This is a genomic window from Chryseobacterium sp. FR054, assembly GCF_056844565.1.
Genome location: NZ_JBXDSA010000004.1, coordinates 570,312 through 589,378, shown reverse-complemented (window position 1 = coordinate 589,378; position 19,067 = coordinate 570,312). Strand labels below are relative to the sequence as shown.

19 protein-coding genes are annotated in these 19,067 nt (G+C 39.6%); 10 read left to right on the top strand and 9 right to left on the bottom strand.

Annotated elements, in window-relative coordinates; genetic code table 11:
* The first annotated feature begins 10 nt into the window (after positions 1–10).
* The 4 genes from AC106S_RS18905 to AC106S_RS18890 all read left to right on the top strand — a co-directional run bounded on the left by AC106S_RS18905 (position 11) and on the right by AC106S_RS18890 (position 5,043).
* Positions 11–511, top strand: a complete 501-nt coding sequence (locus AC106S_RS18905) for a DUF4252 domain-containing protein (RefSeq protein ID WP_482441225.1) — start codon at positions 11–13, stop codon at positions 509–511.
* Positions 512–547: 36 nt separating this feature from the next.
* Positions 548–1,252, top strand: coding sequence for a hypothetical protein (locus AC106S_RS18900; RefSeq protein ID WP_482441224.1), 705 nt, complete (start codon positions 548–550; stop codon positions 1,250–1,252).
* Between the two features lie 192 nt (positions 1,253–1,444).
* Positions 1,445–2,905, top strand: coding sequence for an IMP dehydrogenase (gene guaB, locus AC106S_RS18895; protein WP_482441223.1), 1,461 nt, complete (start codon positions 1,445–1,447; stop codon positions 2,903–2,905).
* A gap of 272 nt (positions 2,906–3,177) precedes the next feature.
* Positions 3,178–5,043 carry a zinc-dependent metalloprotease gene (locus AC106S_RS18890; protein ID WP_482441222.1) on the top strand — a complete coding sequence of 622 codons (1,866 nt, stop codon included), beginning with the start codon at positions 3,178–3,180 and terminating at the stop codon, positions 5,041–5,043.
* A gap of 68 nt (positions 5,044–5,111) precedes the next feature.
* Here AC106S_RS18890 and AC106S_RS18885 read toward each other — a convergent pair whose 3' ends face one another.
* The 7 genes from AC106S_RS18885 to AC106S_RS18855 form a co-directional block, all read right to left on the bottom strand.
* Positions 5,112–5,306, bottom strand: coding sequence for a KTSC domain-containing protein (locus tag AC106S_RS18885; protein WP_482441221.1), 195 nt, complete (start codon positions 5,304–5,306; stop codon positions 5,112–5,114).
* A 98-nt stretch (positions 5,307–5,404) separates the two neighbouring features.
* A complete protein-coding gene (locus AC106S_RS18880; protein WP_482441220.1) occupies positions 5,405–6,091 on the bottom strand; it encodes a T9SS type A sorting domain-containing protein in 687 nt (228 codons plus the stop codon).
* 3 nt (positions 6,092–6,094) lie between these two features.
* Positions 6,095–6,682 (bottom strand): phage tail protein, encoded by a 588-nt coding sequence (locus tag AC106S_RS18875; RefSeq protein WP_482441219.1) that lies wholly within the window; start codon positions 6,680–6,682, stop codon positions 6,095–6,097.
* A gap of 127 nt (positions 6,683–6,809) precedes the next feature.
* Positions 6,810–8,675, bottom strand: a complete 1,866-nt coding sequence (locus AC106S_RS18870) for an AAA family ATPase (protein WP_482441218.1) — start codon at positions 8,673–8,675, stop codon at positions 6,810–6,812.
* Positions 8,676–8,689: 14 nt separating this feature from the next.
* Entirely contained in the window at positions 8,690–9,760 is a 1,071-nt protein-coding gene (locus AC106S_RS18865; protein WP_482441217.1) for a DUF4407 domain-containing protein, read from the bottom strand.
* Positions 9,761–9,952: 192 nt separating this feature from the next.
* The gene (gene ruvC, locus AC106S_RS18860) at positions 9,953–10,507 is read right to left on the bottom strand and encodes a crossover junction endodeoxyribonuclease RuvC (RefSeq protein ID WP_482441216.1); all 555 of its coding nucleotides are present in this window, start codon (positions 10,505–10,507) and stop codon (positions 9,953–9,955) included.
* Positions 10,508–10,606: 99 nt separating this feature from the next.
* On the bottom strand, positions 10,607–11,134 hold the full coding sequence (locus tag AC106S_RS18855; RefSeq protein ID WP_482441215.1) for a 2'-5' RNA ligase family protein: 528 nt from the start codon (positions 11,132–11,134) through the stop codon (positions 10,607–10,609).
* Between the two features lie 82 nt (positions 11,135–11,216).
* Between AC106S_RS18855 and AC106S_RS18850 the strand changes: the two genes are divergently transcribed.
* The 4 genes from AC106S_RS18850 to AC106S_RS18835 are packed head-to-tail and all read left to right on the top strand — an operon-like array spanning position 11,217 to position 13,692.
* Positions 11,217–11,540: a PadR family transcriptional regulator gene (locus AC106S_RS18850; protein ID WP_482441214.1), complete on the top strand. Its 324-nt coding sequence runs from the start codon at positions 11,217–11,219 to the stop codon at positions 11,538–11,540.
* Entirely contained in the window at positions 11,537–12,265 is a 729-nt protein-coding gene (locus AC106S_RS18845) for a hypothetical protein (RefSeq protein WP_482441213.1), read from the top strand. The genes AC106S_RS18850 and AC106S_RS18845 overlap by 4 nt, the downstream gene beginning before the upstream one ends.
* 31 nt (positions 12,266–12,296) lie before the next feature.
* Complete coding sequence (locus tag AC106S_RS18840) at positions 12,297–12,929, top strand: hypothetical protein (protein WP_482441212.1); 633 nt, start codon at positions 12,297–12,299, stop codon at positions 12,927–12,929.
* A 25-nt stretch (positions 12,930–12,954) separates the two neighbouring features.
* Positions 12,955–13,692: a hypothetical protein gene (locus tag AC106S_RS18835; RefSeq protein WP_482441211.1), complete on the top strand. Its 738-nt coding sequence runs from the start codon at positions 12,955–12,957 to the stop codon at positions 13,690–13,692.
* A 194-nt stretch (positions 13,693–13,886) separates the two neighbouring features.
* Here the strand turns inward: AC106S_RS18835 and AC106S_RS18830 are convergent, their stop codons facing one another.
* Positions 13,887–15,020 carry a serine hydrolase domain-containing protein gene (locus AC106S_RS18830; RefSeq protein WP_482441210.1) on the bottom strand — a complete coding sequence of 378 codons (1,134 nt, stop codon included), beginning with the start codon at positions 15,018–15,020 and terminating at the stop codon, positions 13,887–13,889.
* Positions 15,021–15,252: 232 nt separating this feature from the next.
* A complete protein-coding gene (locus AC106S_RS18825; RefSeq protein WP_482441209.1) occupies positions 15,253–15,954 on the bottom strand; it encodes a Dph6-related ATP pyrophosphatase in 702 nt (233 codons plus the stop codon).
* A gap of 181 nt (positions 15,955–16,135) precedes the next feature.
* On the opposite strand from AC106S_RS18825, the gene AC106S_RS18820 reads away from it, so the two are divergent.
* Together AC106S_RS18820 and AC106S_RS18815 are read left to right on the top strand one after the other, a co-directional pair.
* A complete protein-coding gene (locus tag AC106S_RS18820) occupies positions 16,136–16,261 on the top strand; it encodes a hypothetical protein (protein WP_482441208.1) in 126 nt (41 codons plus the stop codon).
* 38 nt (positions 16,262–16,299) lie between these two features.
* Entirely contained in the window at positions 16,300–18,729 is a 2,430-nt protein-coding gene (locus AC106S_RS18815; RefSeq protein WP_482441207.1) for an outer membrane beta-barrel protein, read from the top strand.
* Positions 18,730–19,067 lie beyond the last annotated feature (338 nt).

Sequence of the window (19,067 nt, the reverse complement as noted above, 5' to 3'; positions counted from 1 at the left end):
CAAATTAACCATGAAAACTCTTAAAAACATTTTTTGCGCTTTTCTGGCCATTGTCATGCTTCAGTCCTGCGTAGTATCCGGGAAACCGAATATGGCTTTTTTTAAAGACAAAAGCTATGATTTTGAAGGAGCCCAATTTTTAAGTGTGAATGTTCCGATGTTTCTCGCAAAGCCTTATATAAAGAAGGTGTTGAGGGAAGACGGGGAAAGTGAAGAAGTTATCAGGCTGGTTAAAAAGATATCCAAAATAAAGGTAATGACAGTAGAAAACGGCAGCAGTGCCATGCTGAATGACTATGCCGGTTATCTGAACCGTAATCATTACGAAGAATGGGCTACCATCAAGCACGATGGAGATAATGTGAATATCCGGGTAAAACAGGACGGTGATGCTATTAAAAATATGCTGATCACGGTAAACTCTGCCAAAGATCTGGTTTTTGTAGATGTTAAAGGAAACTTTACGGCAGATGATATCTCCAGAATGATCAATGCTGCGTCAGACCGGTAGTTGGTATTCATTCCTCCCCCCAAAAAAAATCTTAACATGGAAAAATTAATCAGAGAAGTGCGTATCCTTAAAATTTACGCAGGATGCCTTACTGCCGCATGTATTCTGTTTTTCTTTCTGGCATTTAAAAATCAGAATTCAAAACAGCGCTTTGAAGAGATTGATGTGGAACGGATCAATATCATTGAGAAAGACGGAAAACTGAAAATGGTGATCAGCAATCAGAAACGCCAGCATCCCGGAATGTTTAATAATAAAAACCTTAAGCCCAGGGAAAGGAATGCCGGTCTTATTTTCTTCAATGAATTGGGTGATGAATGTGGCGGGCTTGTATACGGAGCGGATGACAGCGGATCTGGGATGGTATACTCCGTAGATCAGAGAAAAACAGATCAGATCATGCAACTGCAGTATACTGAAGGAACGGGAGATCAGAAGAACCGGACCTACGGGTTGAAATTATGGGACCGTCCGGACGATTTCCCTATTGAAGAGATCATCAGATTCGAAGATTCTTTAAAACGTCTCAATGATCCTGCCGCTTCCAAAAGAGCATATGCAAAATTAAGGGCAGAAGGAAAACTCACCAGCGAAAGATTTTTTGCAGGAAAAGCGGCCAACGGAGATGTAGGGCTTTTTATAAAAGATACCAATGGCCGAATCCGGCTTCGGGTATATATTGATAAAAATAATCAGACCCATATTGACAGGCTGGATGAAAGCGGGCAGGTTGTAAAATAATCTGAAACTGATATATCCACCTAAACTGAAAACAAGTAGTTTCATATAACACTTTATTTATTTTGTACAGAAAAACCGTTCACATAAGAGCGGTTTTTTGATTTAAGTTATTGATTATTAAATTTTATTTAAACTATCAAAAAGGATTTTCATATCTCATCAAAATAACCTAATTTTGCAAAGAAAGTAAAGATGTCTATTCATAACAAAATTGTAGAGACAGCCATCACTTTCGATGACGTTCTTCTAGTACCTTCTTATTCAGAAGTTTTACCTAATCAGGTTTCATTAAAATCAAGACTTACCGACAAAATTACGCTGAATGTTCCGATCGTTTCCGCTGCAATGGACACCGTTACAGAAGCTGATCTGGCTATTGCCCTGGCAAGAGTGGGAGGGCTTGGATTTATCCACAAAAATATGCCGGTTGCCGAGCAGGCAGCACAGGTAAACAGAGTAAAACGTTCCGAAAACGGAATGATCTCTGACCCGGTAACTCTTTCCAAAGATCATACCCTCGGCCAGGCCAAAGAGCTGATGGCAAAATTCAAAATTTCAGGTCTTCCGGTTGTAGATAAGGATAATGTCCTGATCGGGATCATCACCAACAGGGATGTGAAATACCAGGAGAATCTGGACATGAAAGTAGAAGAGATCATGACCAAAGATAATCTCATCACTTCCGATAAAGATACCAATCTTGAGAAAGCAAAAGAAATTCTTCTTAAAAACAGAGTAGAAAAGCTTCCGATTGTAGATAAGGACAATAAGCTGGTTGGCTTAATTACCATTAAAGATATTGATAACCAGTTAGAATATCCTAATGCCAATAAAGATGAAAACGGACGCCTTATTGTAGGGGCCGGAGTTGGAGTAGGAGAAGATACACTGGAAAGAATCGCAGCTTTGGTTCAGGCCGGAGTGGATATTATCGGTATCGATTCTGCCCACGGACATTCAAAAGGAGTTCTGGATAAAATCTCAGAAATCAGAAAAGCATATCCGGATCTGGATATTGTGGGTGGAAATATTGTAACGGCTGAAGCTGCCGAAGATCTGATCAAAGCGGGGGCCAATGTCCTTAAAGTCGGGGTAGGTCCCGGATCTATCTGTACCACAAGAGTTGTGGCAGGAGTAGGAGTTCCTCAGTTATCTGCCATTTATAATGTGTATGAATATGCAAAGACTAAAAATGTAGCCGTAATTGCAGACGGAGGAATCAAGCTTTCCGGCGATATTGTAAAAGCTATTGCAAGCGGAGCAGGAGCGGTAATGCTAGGTTCACTTTTAGCAGGAACAGATGAAGCACCGGGTGAGGAGATTATCTTCCAGGGAAGAAAATTCAAAACATACCAGGGAATGGGAAGTCTTTCCGCAATGAAGAGAGGTGGAAAAGAAAGATATTTCCAGAGTGAGGCCAAAAAATTCGTTCCTGAAGGAATTGAAGGAAGAGTTCCGAGCAAAGGAAAACTGGAAGATGTGATTTTCCAGCTTACAGGAGGTCTGAGAGCAGGTATGGGATACTGTGGGGCTAAAGATGTTGAAGCATTACAGAAAGATACCAAAATGGTAATGATCACGGGAAGCGGATTAAAAGAATCTCACCCTCATGACGTAATTATCACGCAGGAAGCACCGAATTATTCATTATAATATCGGGTTTTATCATAAAAAAACGGGCTGTTTCATTTCTGAGACAACCCGTTTTTTTATGGGGATTCACCCTGTTTTGATTGTTTTTTTAAAATAATTAACTGAAAGCTATTGTTCAATTTAATTATTTTCAGGAAAATTCATAAAAATTTGTAACAAAAATCATTTTTTTCAACTAACTGTAATAATTTTTGAAGTATATGCGCTTTTTGTGTTAGGTGTGTATGTTTTAAGAAAAATATATTTGGAATATCAATTTGAAAAATTTAGAAATGAAAAAAACTTTCCTTTATGGATTAATGCTGGTATCTTTTTCTTTATCTGCACAGCAGGTGAAATTATGCGGTTTGGATGAGGCTCAGGCTCCATTTGAAAAACAGAATAAAGAAATAGATAACATGATTTACGGTATCCGTAATAAGATCCTGTCATCAAATAAGAAGGGTTCGGCAGGTAACGGAGCCGCTTTTAAAACGCTGAACGGAGTTTACGAAATTCCGGTTGTTGTACACGTTATTGTGCCTTCAAACGCTGCTATCGGCACATCATATAATAAAACAGACGCAGAAATCCAGGCATGGCTGGATCACTGTAATCAGATGTATGCAGGAACTTATCAGTGGGCAGACGGGATTCCGGATGATTTTGGAACAGCGGCAACGATGCCTATAAAGCTGGTACTGGCTAAAAGAGATCCCAACTGCAATCCTACCACAGGTATTGTAAGATACAACGGAGGAACGCTTGCCGGTTATGATACCTATGGCGTAAAACGTCAGGGTAATAACGGAGTTACAACAGCACAGGTAAAAACAATTGCACCACACTGGCCGGAAGCATCTTACTTTAACATTTATATCATGAATAAAGTAGATGGAGGTGGAGGCTACGGAATTATGGGCTGGGCCGGCTTACCTGCCAACCCCGATTCCGGATATGAATCATTTATGAAATCTTTTGTAGTAACCCTGGAGGATGATGTAACGCTTGCCCATGAATTCGGGCACAGTATGGGACTTCTTCATACTTTTGGAAATGCGAATTCAAATCCGCCTGCGGGAACATCTTCCACTACTTATTGCCCGGCAGAGACCAACAACAACTGTAATCAGGATGATGACGGAGTATGCGATACAGAAAGATCCCGAAGTCTTCTCAATGACTTTCAGGTGCCAACCAACAATGATATGAATTATTGCACGGGAGCCAATTATCAGGGAGTTCAGTATAATATGATGAACTATACCAATCCCCCTGCATTTAAATTTACCAATGGCCAGCACGACAGAGCGGCAACCTATTTCTTTTTAATGAGAGGATCCTTGAGTACTTCTCTTGGAGCAACTGCTCCTGCGCCTACGGCAAATATAGGAACACCTGTTGCAGCCTGTTCACCTACGGGAGTAACCACTCTGGCAAACTATTTTGTAGGGCCTACACTGGTGAAATTAGGAAACATCAATAATGCGACTACGGGAATCTGGCAGAATAATACCAGTTTTTATGAAGATTATACCGGCTCAGGCTGTCTGAAAGCAACAACAACCCAGCTTTTAATCAACCAGTCACACAATCTTCAGGTGAATGTTTCCGGGAGTGACAATGATGTAAGAGCCTGGATCGATTTTAACAACAACGGAACTTTTGAAGCCAATGAACTGATCGCTTCAGGAGACAATATCGTTGCCGATCCTACCACATCAATAGGTACTTTCAATGCTGCATTTACAGCTCCTGCATCTACAATACTTGATACACCATTAAGAATGAGGGTGATTGTGGATGATGAAAATACAAACATTACCCCTTGCGGCCAGCTGAAATACGGGCAGGCGGAAGATTATACCGTAAAGTTTGTAACTACTCTGGGAACCGCTGAAGTAAAAGCAGATAATGATGACCTGACGATTTATCCTAATCCGGTGGCTACGGGAGATAAAGTATTTATTAAAGCTAAAAACGGAAAGAATCTGAAAGTTTCAATTTCTGATATGTCCGGAAGACTTGTGGCTAATCCGTCGGTAGCAGAAGAAAGAAACGGAATTTACAGAATCGATCAGCAGCTTGAAAAAGGAGTTTACATGATACAGATATCCAATGGAAAAGAAAGTAAAACTTCCAAACTGATCATTAAATAATTTTTCTCAATATATTCTGATATGCCTCCCGAATAAAGTGGAGGCATTTTTTATGGTTATACTTTCGCTTACTTTTTAGAATATCTGAATCTGGGTTTTATCACTGTATTCAGAAACTTTCCCTTAGATTTTGCCGATTTAAATTTATCATAAATAGAAAACGGAACTTTAAAATAATCATATACAGCACCCGACTGATATACAATTCTCAATATTTCAGTTTCCGGAAAATAAATAAAGCTATTCACAACGCTTGATGGCATGATATACTTTCATCAAAAAATATTCCTTTTTAAATAACAGAAACAGCCCTCAGGAAATCTGAAGGCTGTATTGATAATCATTAATATTATAAAATGCCTTACTTTTTAACGAACTTAAATTCAAGTTTTTCGAAATTTTTAGTGGTCACCACTAAAATATATGTTCCTGCAGACAGTTGAGAAACATTGATTTTTTCGGCAAAATCTTCCGAGTTTACCAGCCTTCCGTCTATATTATAGATTTGTATGGCTTTGCCATCGTTAATTCCGGAAATAGAAATCACATCTGAAGCAGGATTGGGGAAAATCCGGATTTTCGCGGCTGTCATTTCAGAAGTTCCCAGTGTGGTACTGTGCACATCACCCGTCATTGTGGAATTGGTTCCGTTGAGGTTCCCTCCGCACTGTCCGCTGGTAATGGCTGTATTTTCAACCCATAATCCGAATGTGTTGCTCGGCGGTCTCGGGCTGGTACTATTTCCGGTAGAATTATAGTAGATGAGGTTAGGCGTTGCAAAATCTCCGTCACCGTCATCCGCAAGAAATTCCCATCTTGATAAGGAGTTGTTCCATTGGATTTTAAATTCGCAGGATCCCAGTCCTCCACAGGGTTGTCCGTCTACCGGCGTTGTGATATAGATATTCTTGTTCTGGGCATCAACTCCGGTTTTCGTGAATACAAAATTCTGATTGTCAAACAAATTATGACAGCCATTGAAAGTAATAGTCTGTGCAGAGACTAAACTTCCCAGAGCCAGGGCTAATAAGTACAAATTTTTCATCATTTATTAATTAAAAGATGGATAAATTCCCTGTAATGCAATAAGGCATCTTATGGCAACGAAAGGCGAGCGGTTTTCATGAGGAAGGTTTCCTCCCGTTGGGTTTACCATAGTGGCTTTCATGGTAGTGTTGGCATTGGCACTGGAGTATTCCTTATCCAGAATTTTAGTGTCCGCCGGAAGATTGCCTGCAGGAGTGTTCTCATTGCCCTCTGAAGTCACTGCATTGATGGTGTGTGAGTGAGCAGGCATCTGAGAAGATAGTAACGTTACGGATTCTGCACCTCCGCTTTGCCCTACAACATAATTACTAAGTCCTGGCCCCTGGCCCTGACCAATCATAGATCTTCCCCTCATATCAGGAAGAGCAAAAGTAGTAACCCCATCACCTCCGAAAGTAGTTCCTATCAGAGAGAATAATGCTACATTCTGGCTTATGGACATCAGTTGGCCGTTGCATTCAGCCCATCCATTCGGAACCCTGTTGTAAGGAACGAAGATAATTTGTCCCACATAAGGTTCAATCTGTGCTTTTAAAGTAGAGGTAAATGTACTGCAGATCAGCAGTGTACATGCAATAATAAAGTTTTTCATGACAAACAGTTTAGTGATGGTAAAATTATAAAATATTCTATTATAAATTGATTATATAGAAAAAACCTTTTAGAATTAACTAAAAGGTAATATTTTATTAATGTATATCTATTAAAGTGTAGATTTTTTATAAAGAATCAAGCATGTCATTATAGTTGGTAATGTGAAGATAACCTTCTTCTCTTATGCTGACATCCAGATGGTGTTTTTTTGCTGTTTCATAAATTTCTTTCGGCAGCATACTTCCTTTTTTGCTGAGTTCTCTGCTCATGTCTTTCAGAAGATCAATATGAAGAAGCAGATCTTCCCTTGTTTTTTGTACAAGTTCCTGCATGAGCTTTTCAATCTTTGCGTCAGTGAGATTTTGCTGCATACGGTGCGGATAGTCTTCAAGGCTGTACGAGGCCTGATATTCCTCATCAAACCCATATCTGCGGATATAATCCGCGGCAAGTGCCGTGGCCTGTTCACGGTCGTGGCTTCTGCCTATACTGGCATTGTTCTCTCCGAAGATAATTTCTTCGGCAATACCTCCGGCCAGATAGATTTTGATCCTGTTCAGGATACTTTCTTTGGTATCATGAATCTGGTGCGGGAAAGTAAATCCGGCGGCATAGCTGCTGGCTACTTTGCTTTTGAGCTGTAAGGGAGCAAACCCGGTATGTAAAATATATGAAACAGCGTGCCCGCATTCATGAACACTGATATTGGCTACCGTATCAGGCTGGTTGGCCTGGCGTATCTTGTCAATTCTTCCTGTGTACGGGATCTCAATTTTTCTGTTTCCTATTTTTCCGGTAATGACTTTCTGCTCCTCCAGATAATCAATTTCTATGGTTTTGTCATCATGAATAACCGCTTCAAAAAGAAACTTACTGAGGTTGGTATCCAGAATATCCACCACACTGCTGAAAACAGGACGTACTCCCTGTACAGGAAATACACCGTTTCGGTAGATCAGGGCATTGATGTTTTTATTGATTTTTAAGCTGACACCAAATTTTGATTTTGTTTTTTGTTTAAGATTACTGATCTCTCTCTGAATCAGTTTCTGGAAATCCTCTGTTCTTAAAGAAAAATAAATCAGATGAATATTTCCGAATCTGGCTACCTGCTCAGGACGAAATTTTCTGGACAATGCATTTTTGATATCCACCATCGTTATCTTCCGGGTAAACGCATGGAAGATATTGGCATCCACATCGGCCTCACTGGTTTCGCGGGACATCTGAAACGCTTCATCCAGGTTTCCGCTGATGATGATCAGCATCTTACTGTAATCTACTGGTTCGTAGATCTTTTTCTCTTTCTGCTTTTTCAGGATCAGTTTGATCATATCTTCCTCTTTCATGTCGATAATGCTCATCACATCATCCTCCATGCTGAGGTATTTCTTGAGTTCTTTGGCATCCCACAGGTTCAGGTACGGATTTTCATCCACTTCTGTTTCCCCGCTCTGCTTTCTTCTTTCATTTTCTTTTTTACGGATCAGATAAGAAAACAGATAATGTTCCAGGTCGTCACGTTCCCGTTTACTTAAACGTCCGTCGCTCAGAAGTTCCCAGAAATCTGTGAAACGGGTTTGGGAAACAGGGCTTCCGTCAGCTTCAATGGTATTAAAACGCTGAATTTCATCAAAGAGTACAATACTCGGCTTTTCATCGCTGAGACGGTTGCTCTGAAAGATATCAGAGACACTCTTGCTCCACGAAGTTTCATCATTATTGCTGAGTTCTATTTCTACAAAACGGTTCTGAAATCCCAGAAAGCTTACGGTTTTCCTTACCAGGTCTGTTTTTCCAACCCCCGTCATTCCCCATAAATTGATAATTACAGGGCGCGTCAGGATTTCAGGCATCAGGTACCAGATCTGGATGTATTCCATTAAATCATCAATAATTTTATCTATTCCGATGAACTCCTTTTTCAGAAATGTTTTGCAGTCGTCCAGTTTTTTCTTTTTCTTCTGAATCTCTTCTTTATCAATAATCATGGAGGAAAAATACGCTATTTTTTTAAATTATCTTTAAAATCATCAATACGGAAATCGGTGAGTGCATTACCCTTTTCGATTTTTTCTTTGGCATACAGCCTGAAATCATTTTCTGTTTTTTCCAGAAGATGGTCATAAGGTCCTACATGGGAGATCAGCTTTACCAGAACCGGAGAAATCTCAAGACAGATAAAAAGTCCCATGATAAATGCTGCGGCCAGCCCGATAATGGCAGAATTTTTCCCCAGCTCATCCAGCGCCTGCAGTCTGGCAGCAAACCCGTTGAATTTGTCCTCAAAGGTTTCCGTAGATTTTCTCTCCGTTTCCAGATTGGTGTATACCTTTGAAATTTCCTTATCAAGATATTCGAGTCTTGGAGCCGTTTGCTTCCGGAAGTTTTCAAGATCCTGTCTTCGCTGTTCTTTCAGCTCCTGTTTACGTTTGGCATTGGGGCCGTAACCTTCTTTTCCACTGGTTAATCCGGACTGTTTTCCCAGGATTTCTTTTTCAAGTTCTACGGAAGCAGAGTCGTAGGCTATCTGATATTGAGCTGTTTTTTCGGCAATCTGCTTTTTTTCTGTTTCAAAAGGGCCGCTTTGCTGAAGGATTCTCCCGTTCATTTCGCCCTGAAGCTGTTTCTTATTTCTCTGAATGATAGTGTTCAGCTGTTTGTTGACCTCTTTCTCAAAAATCTTAAGCTCCAGTGGTTTTGAAATGATAATCCCCAGAAATGTAGCGAGGACCAGACGGGGGATAGCCATTAAAACCTGATTCCACCAGGAACCCGTTTTTTTTATGGAAGAAACAATGTACCGGTCCAGATTAAAGATCATCAGTCCCCAGAGGATACCAAATCCTACCGAAGTCCAGATATTATCGAATACGGTATACATCGCATACCCTGCAGAAAGGGTTGCAAATACAGCAGTAAAAAGAACAATTCCCCCGATCCCTGAAAACTTGTTCCATTCGCTTGGTGTCTTTCTTAAAATATGAATGTTTCCGCCGGAACATACCATCAGAAACTTCTGGAACCAGTTAATTTCGTGATTCGCCTGATTTATAGTTTGTTGTTTTGTTTTCATGACTGAAAATTTATACAAATGTAATACTAAAAATCATACCAATGTAAAAGATAGTATTATGTTTTACCAAGTAATTGCGGCTGTTTATGTAAGTTATTGACTATCAATGCGCTTATTTGGCTTTTTGAAATTTTATGGCTCCGGACTGATTATCAAATTTTTTTCCTCTGAATAGGAGCCGGATATTGGTACTTATTTCAAGCGGTCCGGATTCTGCTTCAGAAAGCTTTCCCAGCCGCTGTACGATTTGGTATCCGTTATACTTCCGGAGTTGAAATGATGGCATACCGCAACGGCAAGACCATCGGATGCATCGAGGTATTTGGTAGGAAATTCTTTTAATTTCAGAAGGTTCTGCAGCATTCCTGCTACCTGTTCTTTACTGGCATTTCCGTTCCCGGTGATCGCCATTTTAATTTTTTTGGGAGAATATTCAGTGATGGGGATGTTCCGGTAAAGACTTGCGGCCATCGCAACCCCCTGTGCACGGCCGAGTTTCAGCATACTCTGTACATTTTTACCGAAAAAAGGAGCTTCAAGCGCTACTTCATCGGGATGGTATTCATCAATCAGGGCTAAGGTTTTTTCAAAGATATATTTAAGCTTGGTTTCGTGATTGGGATATTTTTTAAGGATCAGCTCATGAATCGAAACCAGTTCCATTTTACTTTTTTTAATGGAAATAATACCGAATCCCATCACAGTGGTACCCGGGTCAATGCCTAAAATTATCTTCTCTGAAATCATTGGTTCAAAGATAAGGTTTTGCAGGGGATTTTTTACTTCATCCGGTCTTATTGGTTCAGATAAAATGTAAACATATTCTTAAACCTGCTGCCGGACAACTTACTTTTTACCCAGTTTTTTTTCAGCAACCGGGACCCATTTTCCATCAAACCGGAGTAATAGAATTTTGTCAACTAAGAATTTAGTTTTGTATTCTTTGTTTTCATATATTTCCCATGCCTTCAGGTAATTTTCAAAGGTCAGATTCCTGTATCCTACCGTCATATGCGGGGAGAAAGAATATTTGTTAAAGCTGAACTGCCGGGCCACATGCTGATGAAGTATATTTAAATTCTCACTGTATTCCGGTTTTACATATAAAACAGGATTTTCAGGATTAGGAAAACTTCCGAAACCGTTTAACACGACTTCAAAAGGAGACATATCCGTATCAATCTTCTGAAAAGCTGTATGGATGTCGCTTTCCAGTTCCGTTTCCCTTGAGAAAGGGGGAAATAAGGTGATGTGAGCATCATTGTTCAGAGCTTTGGAGTTTTCATAGTGAAGAGCAAGATCTGTTTTAAAGACCCTTATCTCATCAATGATCTCCTGAGAAGGGTAAACAGCGATGAAGTACATTTTTTTCATACGGCAAGTTAAATTTTTTACCTGAAATTTTTATACATAAGAAAATTATGCATAGATTTGTAAGGTATAAAAACAATTTCCATTGAAAAAGAACAGTCTATATAAAGGAACGCTGCAGAACATTATTCTGAAACTTCTTTCAAAAGAAGTGAAAATGTACGGCTACCAGATTACCCAGAGAGCGAAAGAGCTTACCCGGGGCGAACTGGAAATGACGGAAGGAGCACTTTATCCCCTGCTTCACAAACTGGAAAGCGACGGAATTATTACTTCAGAAGTCCTGAAGATCAACGGCAGGGACCGTAAATATTACCTGCTGACGGAAAAAGGGAAAAAACAGCAGGCAGTACAGGAAGATGAAATGAAAAACTATCTGCTTAACCTTAATACGATCTTTAATATATGATGACCGAAAGACAGGAAAGCCAGGTCATGGATTATCTGGTATCCCAAAATCTTCCTCTGGATATTTTACTGGAGATTAAGGATCATGTGACGGCCCAGGTTCAGGATATTCAGCTCAACGAAAATGTAAGTTTTGAAAATGCCTTTTCAAAAGCAAAAGAATCATGGAAGGGAGAATTTGAAACCGTCAGTTACCGGATGTTTTTTCCGGTAAAAATTCCTCTGATCGCCAAAAGGATAATAAAGGAAAAATATAACGGATTCCTGAAAAAATCACTGCTGATCGGGCTGATCGTTTTCGGGATTAATATGATGCTCATCTACCTGTCACGGGATCAGGAGCAATATGGAATATTTTTCAGGATACTGAACGGAATGTTTCTATTGGTAATGGGCTGTACATGGCTTTTAAACATACATATCCGGAAGTACATGAGGATAGATTTCAAATACAGGGGAAGATGCTTTTATACGATGTACCAGCAGAATATGGGGCTGATGATTACCTGTATGATCGCTATGGTACAGATCACCGGTAAAAACGGGCACTATGCCTATCAGTTTTTCAGAGAACATTCGGTTTCCGATATACTGATGTTCCTGATCACTTTAATAATTCCTTTTTTGGTTCAGACAAGCTGTGTTTTCGCACTTTTCTGCTTTTCAGAACACAAGAAAACCTTAAACAGAATGAAGCGTTTTTTACAGTCCGCTGCTGAAGCCTGATACAATAAGAATAAACAAATAACCTGAAAATATGATCACTATAATAGAAGAAAACGAGATTGTACGGTATCTCACCTCAAGAAAATTAAGTTACGGACTGCTTTTGGAAATCAAAGACCACTTTATGCTTCAGATCTCCGATCTGATGGAAGAAAGAAATATAGGATTTCAGGAAGCTTTCCTTATCACAAAAACAAACTGGCAGCATGAGCTGGAAATGGTAAGGGCAGACCGGTTTTCATTCAGAAAAATAGCAAGAATCGAAAAGACTGCAGTACAGTCCAGGTTCAGAAATATTGCTGTAACCGCTGTTATTTCCTCTCTTGTACTTTCCGTTTTGCTGTACTTCAGCCCGGATGCTTTTATTTATCTGCAGATGACTTTGTGGGTGATCACAACCGGACTTTTAGTCTATAATTTCATCTGGAGAAAAATGAATCTTTACCGTTATCTTCAGTTTAGCTTTCATCCTCTGGTGCTGAGAAATACTGTTATCGGGGCGGCCATCAGCATCGGTGCGTGTTTCTTTTTTAAAGAATTTCCCCTGTACAATGCACAGGATTTGCTGAATACGGAGATGATGAGGATATTTTTCATCTATGTGATGATGACCAATATTCAGCTTTTATACAACAGCGCCAGAAGAATTAATGTTTTGATTTAAAGAAAATACCTGCTATAAAAAAACAATGACCTACGAAATGATTTCCGGAGAACAGGAACAGCAGATCACAGACTATCTGATGCTGTATAAGCTTCCGTTGGATATACTGCTGGAGATAAAAGATCATATGACTTCCCAGATTACAGATATTCAGCTGGAAAGAGATCTGGAATTTGATCAGGCATTCCATGAAGCCAAAAAGTTATGGGAAAGCGATTTCAAAATGACGCAGTATCCGTTTTTTTATAATGAGCAGATTCCTGTGATTGTAAAAGAAATAACCCGTTCGAAACATCATGCTATTCTTAAGAAATCGTTATTATTGGTACTGATTTCCTTTGCCGTGAATATGCTGTCGGTTTATTTATCCGCAGATCAGGAAGTGTATACGGCCCTTTTCAGGCTCCAGAACTCATTATTCATTCTCGTTCCGTTGGGTATCTGGATTTTTGATTCCGATATGAGAAGGTATCTGAAAGGAAATTTTAAATACCGGGGAAAACTGTTTTATACCATGCATCAGCGAAATCCGGGATTACTGATTGTAAGCATCAATGCTATGTTTCAGATCGTTCTTAAGAAAGGAACGTATCCTTTTGAATATTTCAGAACAGCAGATTCAGTAAGCCTGTTCCCGGTAATTCTTATGCTGATAATTCCGTTAGTCTTACAGATGACAGTACTCTTTGTGATGATTAATTTTTTCGAGCATAAAAAAGCACTGGCCAGAATACAGGGGTTTCTGAGAACTTCCGGAGAATAAAAAAGTTGTTATCGGGATAAGAATTTAAGCGTAAGGCTGGAAGCTGGAGGAATGAGGCCGGAAGTTAATTTTAGTTATAGATACTGAAAAAAACGTAAGATCAGATGATCTTCAAAAGATGACTTCTCTCTTCCGGTACCCGGCTTAAAATCCTGTCAATAAGAAACTCTTATTCTGAATTCAGGTTTTGCTGGCTATATTTTTGGAGTATGACGCTTCATCTTTAATACCGAATTTTCCAGGGCATCCGTAATTTTTTTGATTTCGGTATGCGGTCTGAAGGTTGTACTTTTTCCTTTCTCTTCATCTGCGGTGTTAGACAGAATGATTACAGAAGTTTTCGTCTCTGGATAATAGATATTCAGAGAAGGAGAGCCTTTTACATAGCCGCTGTGAAAATAGCTTTCAGGCTGTCCGATATTCAGCATGATTCCATAGCCATAGCCCATTTTTCCGAAAATCTGATGCCGTCTTTCGGCACTCTGAGAGACAAACTGTCTGAGTGTTTCCGGTTTCAGGATTTTTCCGCCGTAAAGCGCATTATTCCAGGTATGAAGATCGTCTGTTGTAGAAAGCACACCTCCGGCTGGTGTTCCGATATCTTTTCCTGCGAGCCTTTCCGGCATATTGGGTACTTCCTGAAATGTTTTTCCGCTGCCCAGATAAGCGCTGGCAAAATTGCTTCCTTTAAAGACAGCTCCTGTGGAAGAATGTTTCATCCCTGCTTTCAGAAAAAGTTCCCGTGCATTCTCATCAAAAGACTTTCCGGTAACGGTTTCTACAATTTTCCCCAATGCATTAAACCCATCATTGGAGTAGAAGAAATCAGAACCGCTTTTAAACATTAATTTTCCTCCGAATGTATTCAGTCCTGAAGTATGATTCAGAAGCTGATGAATAGTAATATTTTCATATTCTTTAAGCTGGAATTCCTTCAGGTATTTTGAAGCTTTATCATTCACATTCAGTTTTCCCTGTTCTGCCTGAAGAAGAATAAGAACTGCTGTGAACTGTTTGCTTACAGAACCGATGGCGAATATGGTACTGCTGTCAATTTTAGCTTTGGTTTTAAAGTCAGAATATCCGTTTGAATTCCTGTACAGCTTCAGAGAATCTTTAAATACCGCAACACTTCCGTTGAAATGATATTTTTTAAAAACAGAATCAATCTGCTGTTCAAGAATGGTTTTCTGAAAGGCTGCAATAGTGGAATCGATAACCGCATTTTTATCAAGCGGTTTTTTAGCATGCTCAGAAGAGTTTTTGCAGGCCGTGATAAGGACTGAAAGAAATAATAATGCAAAGAGGGAATTGAAAATTTTCGGCATTTGTATTGAAGTTTATGCTAAAAATAGTCAAAAAGAACAGAAATTAAAAATCAAATCCCGGAATAAGGCTTTCCGGGAACTTATGGTTTATCAATAAACTGTTTTTATGATTAAAAATTATCCATCGCCTGCAATTCAGGTATGCCGGATCAGCATGAAAAAGAAATATCTGAGGTCAGATCAATACCTGGAAAAAATTTAAAAAAATTGGAGGAGGAGGGAGGAATACTTTTTATTTCAGATCGCAGAACCAGAAAATATATTCTCCTTCTTCTTCAGAATCTGTTTTGGGCCTGGGATACGTTTTCTTTACCGTTTCCCCGATTTCAAAAATAACAGGTTTTTTAAAAACAGGACCCTCGAAAGTAAAAGTATGAAACTCTCCGTTTTCCCCGCACGGATCGACATGACCGGGAAGATCCCGGATAAAATCCCTGTCGATAACTCTTCCGGCAAAACTTTTATCGAGATAGGTTTCATTAACGCAGGTAACAATCGTTTTAAACCCCAGGTCAATAAATTCATGAATAAGCTCCAGAGTATCTTTTTTCCAAAGCGGGAAAACCGCTTCCATTCCAATGGTGTTCAGCTGTTCTTCACGGTATTGGCGGAGATCTTCCAGGAAAATATCTCCAAAAACAGAGGCTGTAACTCCCATAGACTGTATATGAGACATTGTTTTATCCATGATTGAGCGGTATTCCTCCATAGACGGTTCTTTGGGAAGCTCCATTTTAATCAGGGGAAACCCTAAGCTTTCTGCCTGCTTTTCCAGGAGTGAAACGGGAACACCATGCATGGAAATGCGTTGGAATTCCTTATTAATACTCGTTAATAAAGATGTTATCTCATATTTATTTTCCTGTATTATTTTAAATAAGGCAAGGCTGGAATCTTTTCCGCTGCTCCAGTTGAAGATGGCTTTGGGTTTCATTCTTTAAAATAAAAATCTTCCAAAAATAGGAAGATTCTGCCAATATATACATTCATTTATAATACCGTATTCCTGTTTATTTAAAATGAAAACCTGATGAAAGGAAAAAGATGAAAATTAGCAGAATTTGACAAGTTCTGTTATTTCCAATATATTATTTTTGGCAATAAAACAGATCGTTATGAACTCTCAGAATTTTTGGAAATCCACACCGGCTAAAATACTGCTGGGGATTATGATGGCAGCCACAGCTCTATTTATTTTTAAGAAAGGTTACAGCTTCGGACAGTGGCTGCAAAGTCTGTAAATATTGAACCATGAATCTTGAATTTTAATCTGAACGCAATGAAAAAAATATACATTTTACTGTTACTGCTGAGTTTTTCCTGGTTCTATTCCCAGGCTAAATCATCATTAAGCAGCCGTATTTATGGGAAAAACGGACAGCCAATGTCCAATGTTACCGTTATGCTTCTGAAAGCGGACAGTGATGTGGTGCTGAAAACAGCTATTACCGATCAGGACGGAAATTTTGAATTTGATGATTTCGTTTCAGAGCCGGTGAAACTGGTTGTTGAACAGCAGGGATATGAGAAGTTTACTTCTGAAACAATCAGTTCTTCAGAAGGAAAAACAGTTTTTCCGGAAATCCGTCTCAGCGCGGCTGCAAAAGAAATAGAAGGGGTTACGCTTACTTCCAAAAAACCTTTTGTCACTCAGAAAATAGACCGGATTGTGGTCAATCCGGATGCTCTGATCAGCAATGCAGGAACAACAGCGCTGGAAGTGCTGGAAAAAACACCGTCGGTAAGTGTAGATATGAACGGTATTATTTCAATGAAAAGTAAATCCGGAGTGCAGGTTTTTATCGATGATAAACCGTCCTATCTTTCCGCTTCTGATCTTGCGGATTATCTGCGCTCAATTCCGTCTTCCAGTATAGAGGCCATAGAAGTGATTGCCAATCCTCCTGCAAAATATGATGCCGCAGGCAATGCCGGGATTATCAATATCAGGCTTAAAAAAAATGCGGCAAGAGGGTTCAACGGAGGAATAAATCTTGCATATGGGCAGGGTAAGCACATGAGATCCAATAATAGCGCCAACTTCAATTACCGCGTAAAGAAATGGAACTTTTTCTCCAATTTCAGCCTGAATAAAAACGAAACTTACCAGGATCTTACCATTACGAGGGAATATTTTACCCCTAATGGAGAGAGAAGTTCTACCTTTACGCAGAATTCTTATATCACCCCAAGCAGCAGAACCCATTCCGCAAAAATCGGAGCCGACTTCTATGCAACACCTAAAACAACTTTCGGTATTGTACTGAGCGGGTTCATCAATCCTTCGGACCGTAATATCGCGAACAATGCAGTCATTCAGAATGCAGATTATGAAACGGTAAGCCTGGTGGAAGCCCAGAATCCGATGAAGATCCGGTTTAAAAATGATGCGGTCAATCTGAATATGAACCATAAATTCACAGACAAGCAGGAGCTGAGCGTTAATTTTGACCATATTAATTACCACTCCAGAGTTTCCCAGAATTTATATAATGCCATACTGAACCCGGACAGAAGTATTGTGGAGCAGACGCAGATGGATTCTGAGCTTCCCTCGGATATCAGGATCAAAGTGGTTAAAGCAGATTACAGCGGAGTAGAGGCGCTGGGTGGTAATTTAGGCTTCGGGGCAAAATCAAGCTTTGTAAAGACCAATAATGTGGCTGATTTCAGAGATGTAATCAATGGAGTAAAGCTACCCAATTATCAGTTTTCAAATGACTTTACCTATAAGGAGAATATTCATGCTTTGTACGCCAATTATTCGAAGGACTTCAGTAAGTTCTCCGTTCAGGCAGGGCTGCGTATGGAATATTCCGATATTAAAGGGTATCAGAAAGGAAATCCGATGGTCAGGGATTCGGCATTCAGTAAAAAATATACAAGCCTGTTCCCTACACTGTATGTGCAGTACAGGGCAGATTCTCTGCAGAATCATGTATTCGGGCTTTCATTGGGAAGAAGAATAGACCGCCCGAACTATAAAGACCTGAATCCGTTTACCTATCCGATGGATAAATTTACGTTCTATGGAGGAAATCCGTTTCTGGAGCCTACATTTTCCTATAATGCGGAATTTAATTATACATGGAATAAAAAATATATTTTCGGACTGAATTACAGCTATATTGATAACCTGATCTCCGAGACGAATGAACAGAGGGATAATATTTATTACAGCCGTCCCGGAAATTTTGCCAAGCAGATCTCTTACGGAATATCATTCAACGGGACCATTCCTGTGACTAAATGGTGGACGTTGCAGTGCTATACCGCACTTTCTTCCAACCGCTTCAGCAGCCAGGTATATACAGAAAGTCTGAATGATTCCAAATGGAACTGGGTCATCATGCCGACCAATCAGTTTGTGATCAGTAAAAAATGGAATGCGGAATTATCAGGGCAATATCAGTCTGCCGCATTGTCCGGACAATTCCTGATTTCTCCGGTCGGTTCGGTAAGAGCCGGAATATCCACCAAGATCCTGAAGGATAAAGGAACACTGAAGCTGAATGTCTCTGATATTTTTTATACCAATAAGATTAAAGGACAGATCAGGAATATCCAGAATGCCAATGCCTCGTGGTACAGTACTTTTGATTCGCGGGTGATCACCTTATCGTTTAGCTACCGTTTCAGTAAAGGGGAAAACCTTAAAGTGCGTGAAAGCGGAGGTTCAGAAACAGAACAGGGAAGAGTGAAAATCTAATTTAAGTTTTTTACCAGATAACAGAGCCGGGCATTAAGTCCGGCTTTTTTGTCACCGGAGTTATTCTATTTTTAGTTTCTTCAGATAAGCATTGTCTATAAGCCTTTGGGTTTAATTTTATGCCGTGGATACATGAATTTTTTATTTATTATGATTTGCAGATCCATTGTATAGGTTTGGACTAAAAGACTTTTGAACCTTTTGCGGTTAAGAATAATTTCCCGGAGATCGCACAAATTACACAGATTTCTATGGATATTTTTTCTCTCGCTGATTTTGCAGGTTGAGCAGATGTTTTATTCCGGATCAATAAAAATCGTAGATTTTTAAAAACTAAG

What these genes read in the sequence shown, in the direction of transcription:
- AC106S_RS18905 (WP_482441225.1), top strand. Translation starts at nt 11, where the DNA reads ATGAAAACTCTTAAAAACATTTTTTGCGCTTTTCTGGCCATTGTCATG.
- AC106S_RS18900 (WP_482441224.1), top strand. Translation starts at nt 548, where the DNA reads ATGGAAAAATTAATCAGAGAAGTGCGTATCCTTAAAATTTACGCAGGA.
- guaB (WP_482441223.1), top strand. Translation starts at nt 1,445, where the DNA reads ATGTCTATTCATAACAAAATTGTAGAGACAGCCATCACTTTCGATGAC.
- AC106S_RS18890 (WP_482441222.1), top strand. Translation starts at nt 3,178, where the DNA reads ATGAAAAAAACTTTCCTTTATGGATTAATGCTGGTATCTTTTTCTTTA.
- AC106S_RS18885 (WP_482441221.1), bottom strand. Translation starts at nt 5,306, where the DNA reads ATGCCATCAAGCGTTGTGAATAGCTTTATTTATTTTCCGGAAACTGAA.
- AC106S_RS18880 (WP_482441220.1), bottom strand. Translation starts at nt 6,091, where the DNA reads ATGATGAAAAATTTGTACTTATTAGCCCTGGCTCTGGGAAGTTTAGTC.
- AC106S_RS18875 (WP_482441219.1), bottom strand. Translation starts at nt 6,682, where the DNA reads ATGAAAAACTTTATTATTGCATGTACACTGCTGATCTGCAGTACATTT.
- AC106S_RS18870 (WP_482441218.1), bottom strand. Translation starts at nt 8,675, where the DNA reads ATGATTATTGATAAAGAAGAGATTCAGAAGAAAAAGAAAAAACTGGAC.
- AC106S_RS18865 (WP_482441217.1), bottom strand. Translation starts at nt 9,760, where the DNA reads ATGAAAACAAAACAACAAACTATAAATCAGGCGAATCACGAAATTAAC.
- ruvC (WP_482441216.1), bottom strand. Translation starts at nt 10,507, where the DNA reads ATGATTTCAGAGAAGATAATTTTAGGCATTGACCCGGGTACCACTGTG.
- AC106S_RS18855 (WP_482441215.1), bottom strand. Translation starts at nt 11,134, where the DNA reads ATGAAAAAAATGTACTTCATCGCTGTTTACCCTTCTCAGGAGATCATT.
- AC106S_RS18845 (WP_482441213.1), top strand. Translation starts at nt 11,537, where the DNA reads ATGATGACCGAAAGACAGGAAAGCCAGGTCATGGATTATCTGGTATCC.
- AC106S_RS18840 (WP_482441212.1), top strand. Translation starts at nt 12,297, where the DNA reads ATGATCACTATAATAGAAGAAAACGAGATTGTACGGTATCTCACCTCA.
- AC106S_RS18835 (WP_482441211.1), top strand. Translation starts at nt 12,955, where the DNA reads ATGACCTACGAAATGATTTCCGGAGAACAGGAACAGCAGATCACAGAC.
- AC106S_RS18830 (WP_482441210.1), bottom strand. Translation starts at nt 15,020, where the DNA reads ATGCCGAAAATTTTCAATTCCCTCTTTGCATTATTATTTCTTTCAGTC.
- AC106S_RS18825 (WP_482441209.1), bottom strand. Translation starts at nt 15,954, where the DNA reads ATGAAACCCAAAGCCATCTTCAACTGGAGCAGCGGAAAAGATTCCAGC.
- AC106S_RS18820 (WP_482441208.1), top strand. Translation starts at nt 16,136, where the DNA reads ATGAACTCTCAGAATTTTTGGAAATCCACACCGGCTAAAATACTGCTG.
- AC106S_RS18815 (WP_482441207.1), top strand. Translation starts at nt 16,300, where the DNA reads ATGAAAAAAATATACATTTTACTGTTACTGCTGAGTTTTTCCTGGTTC.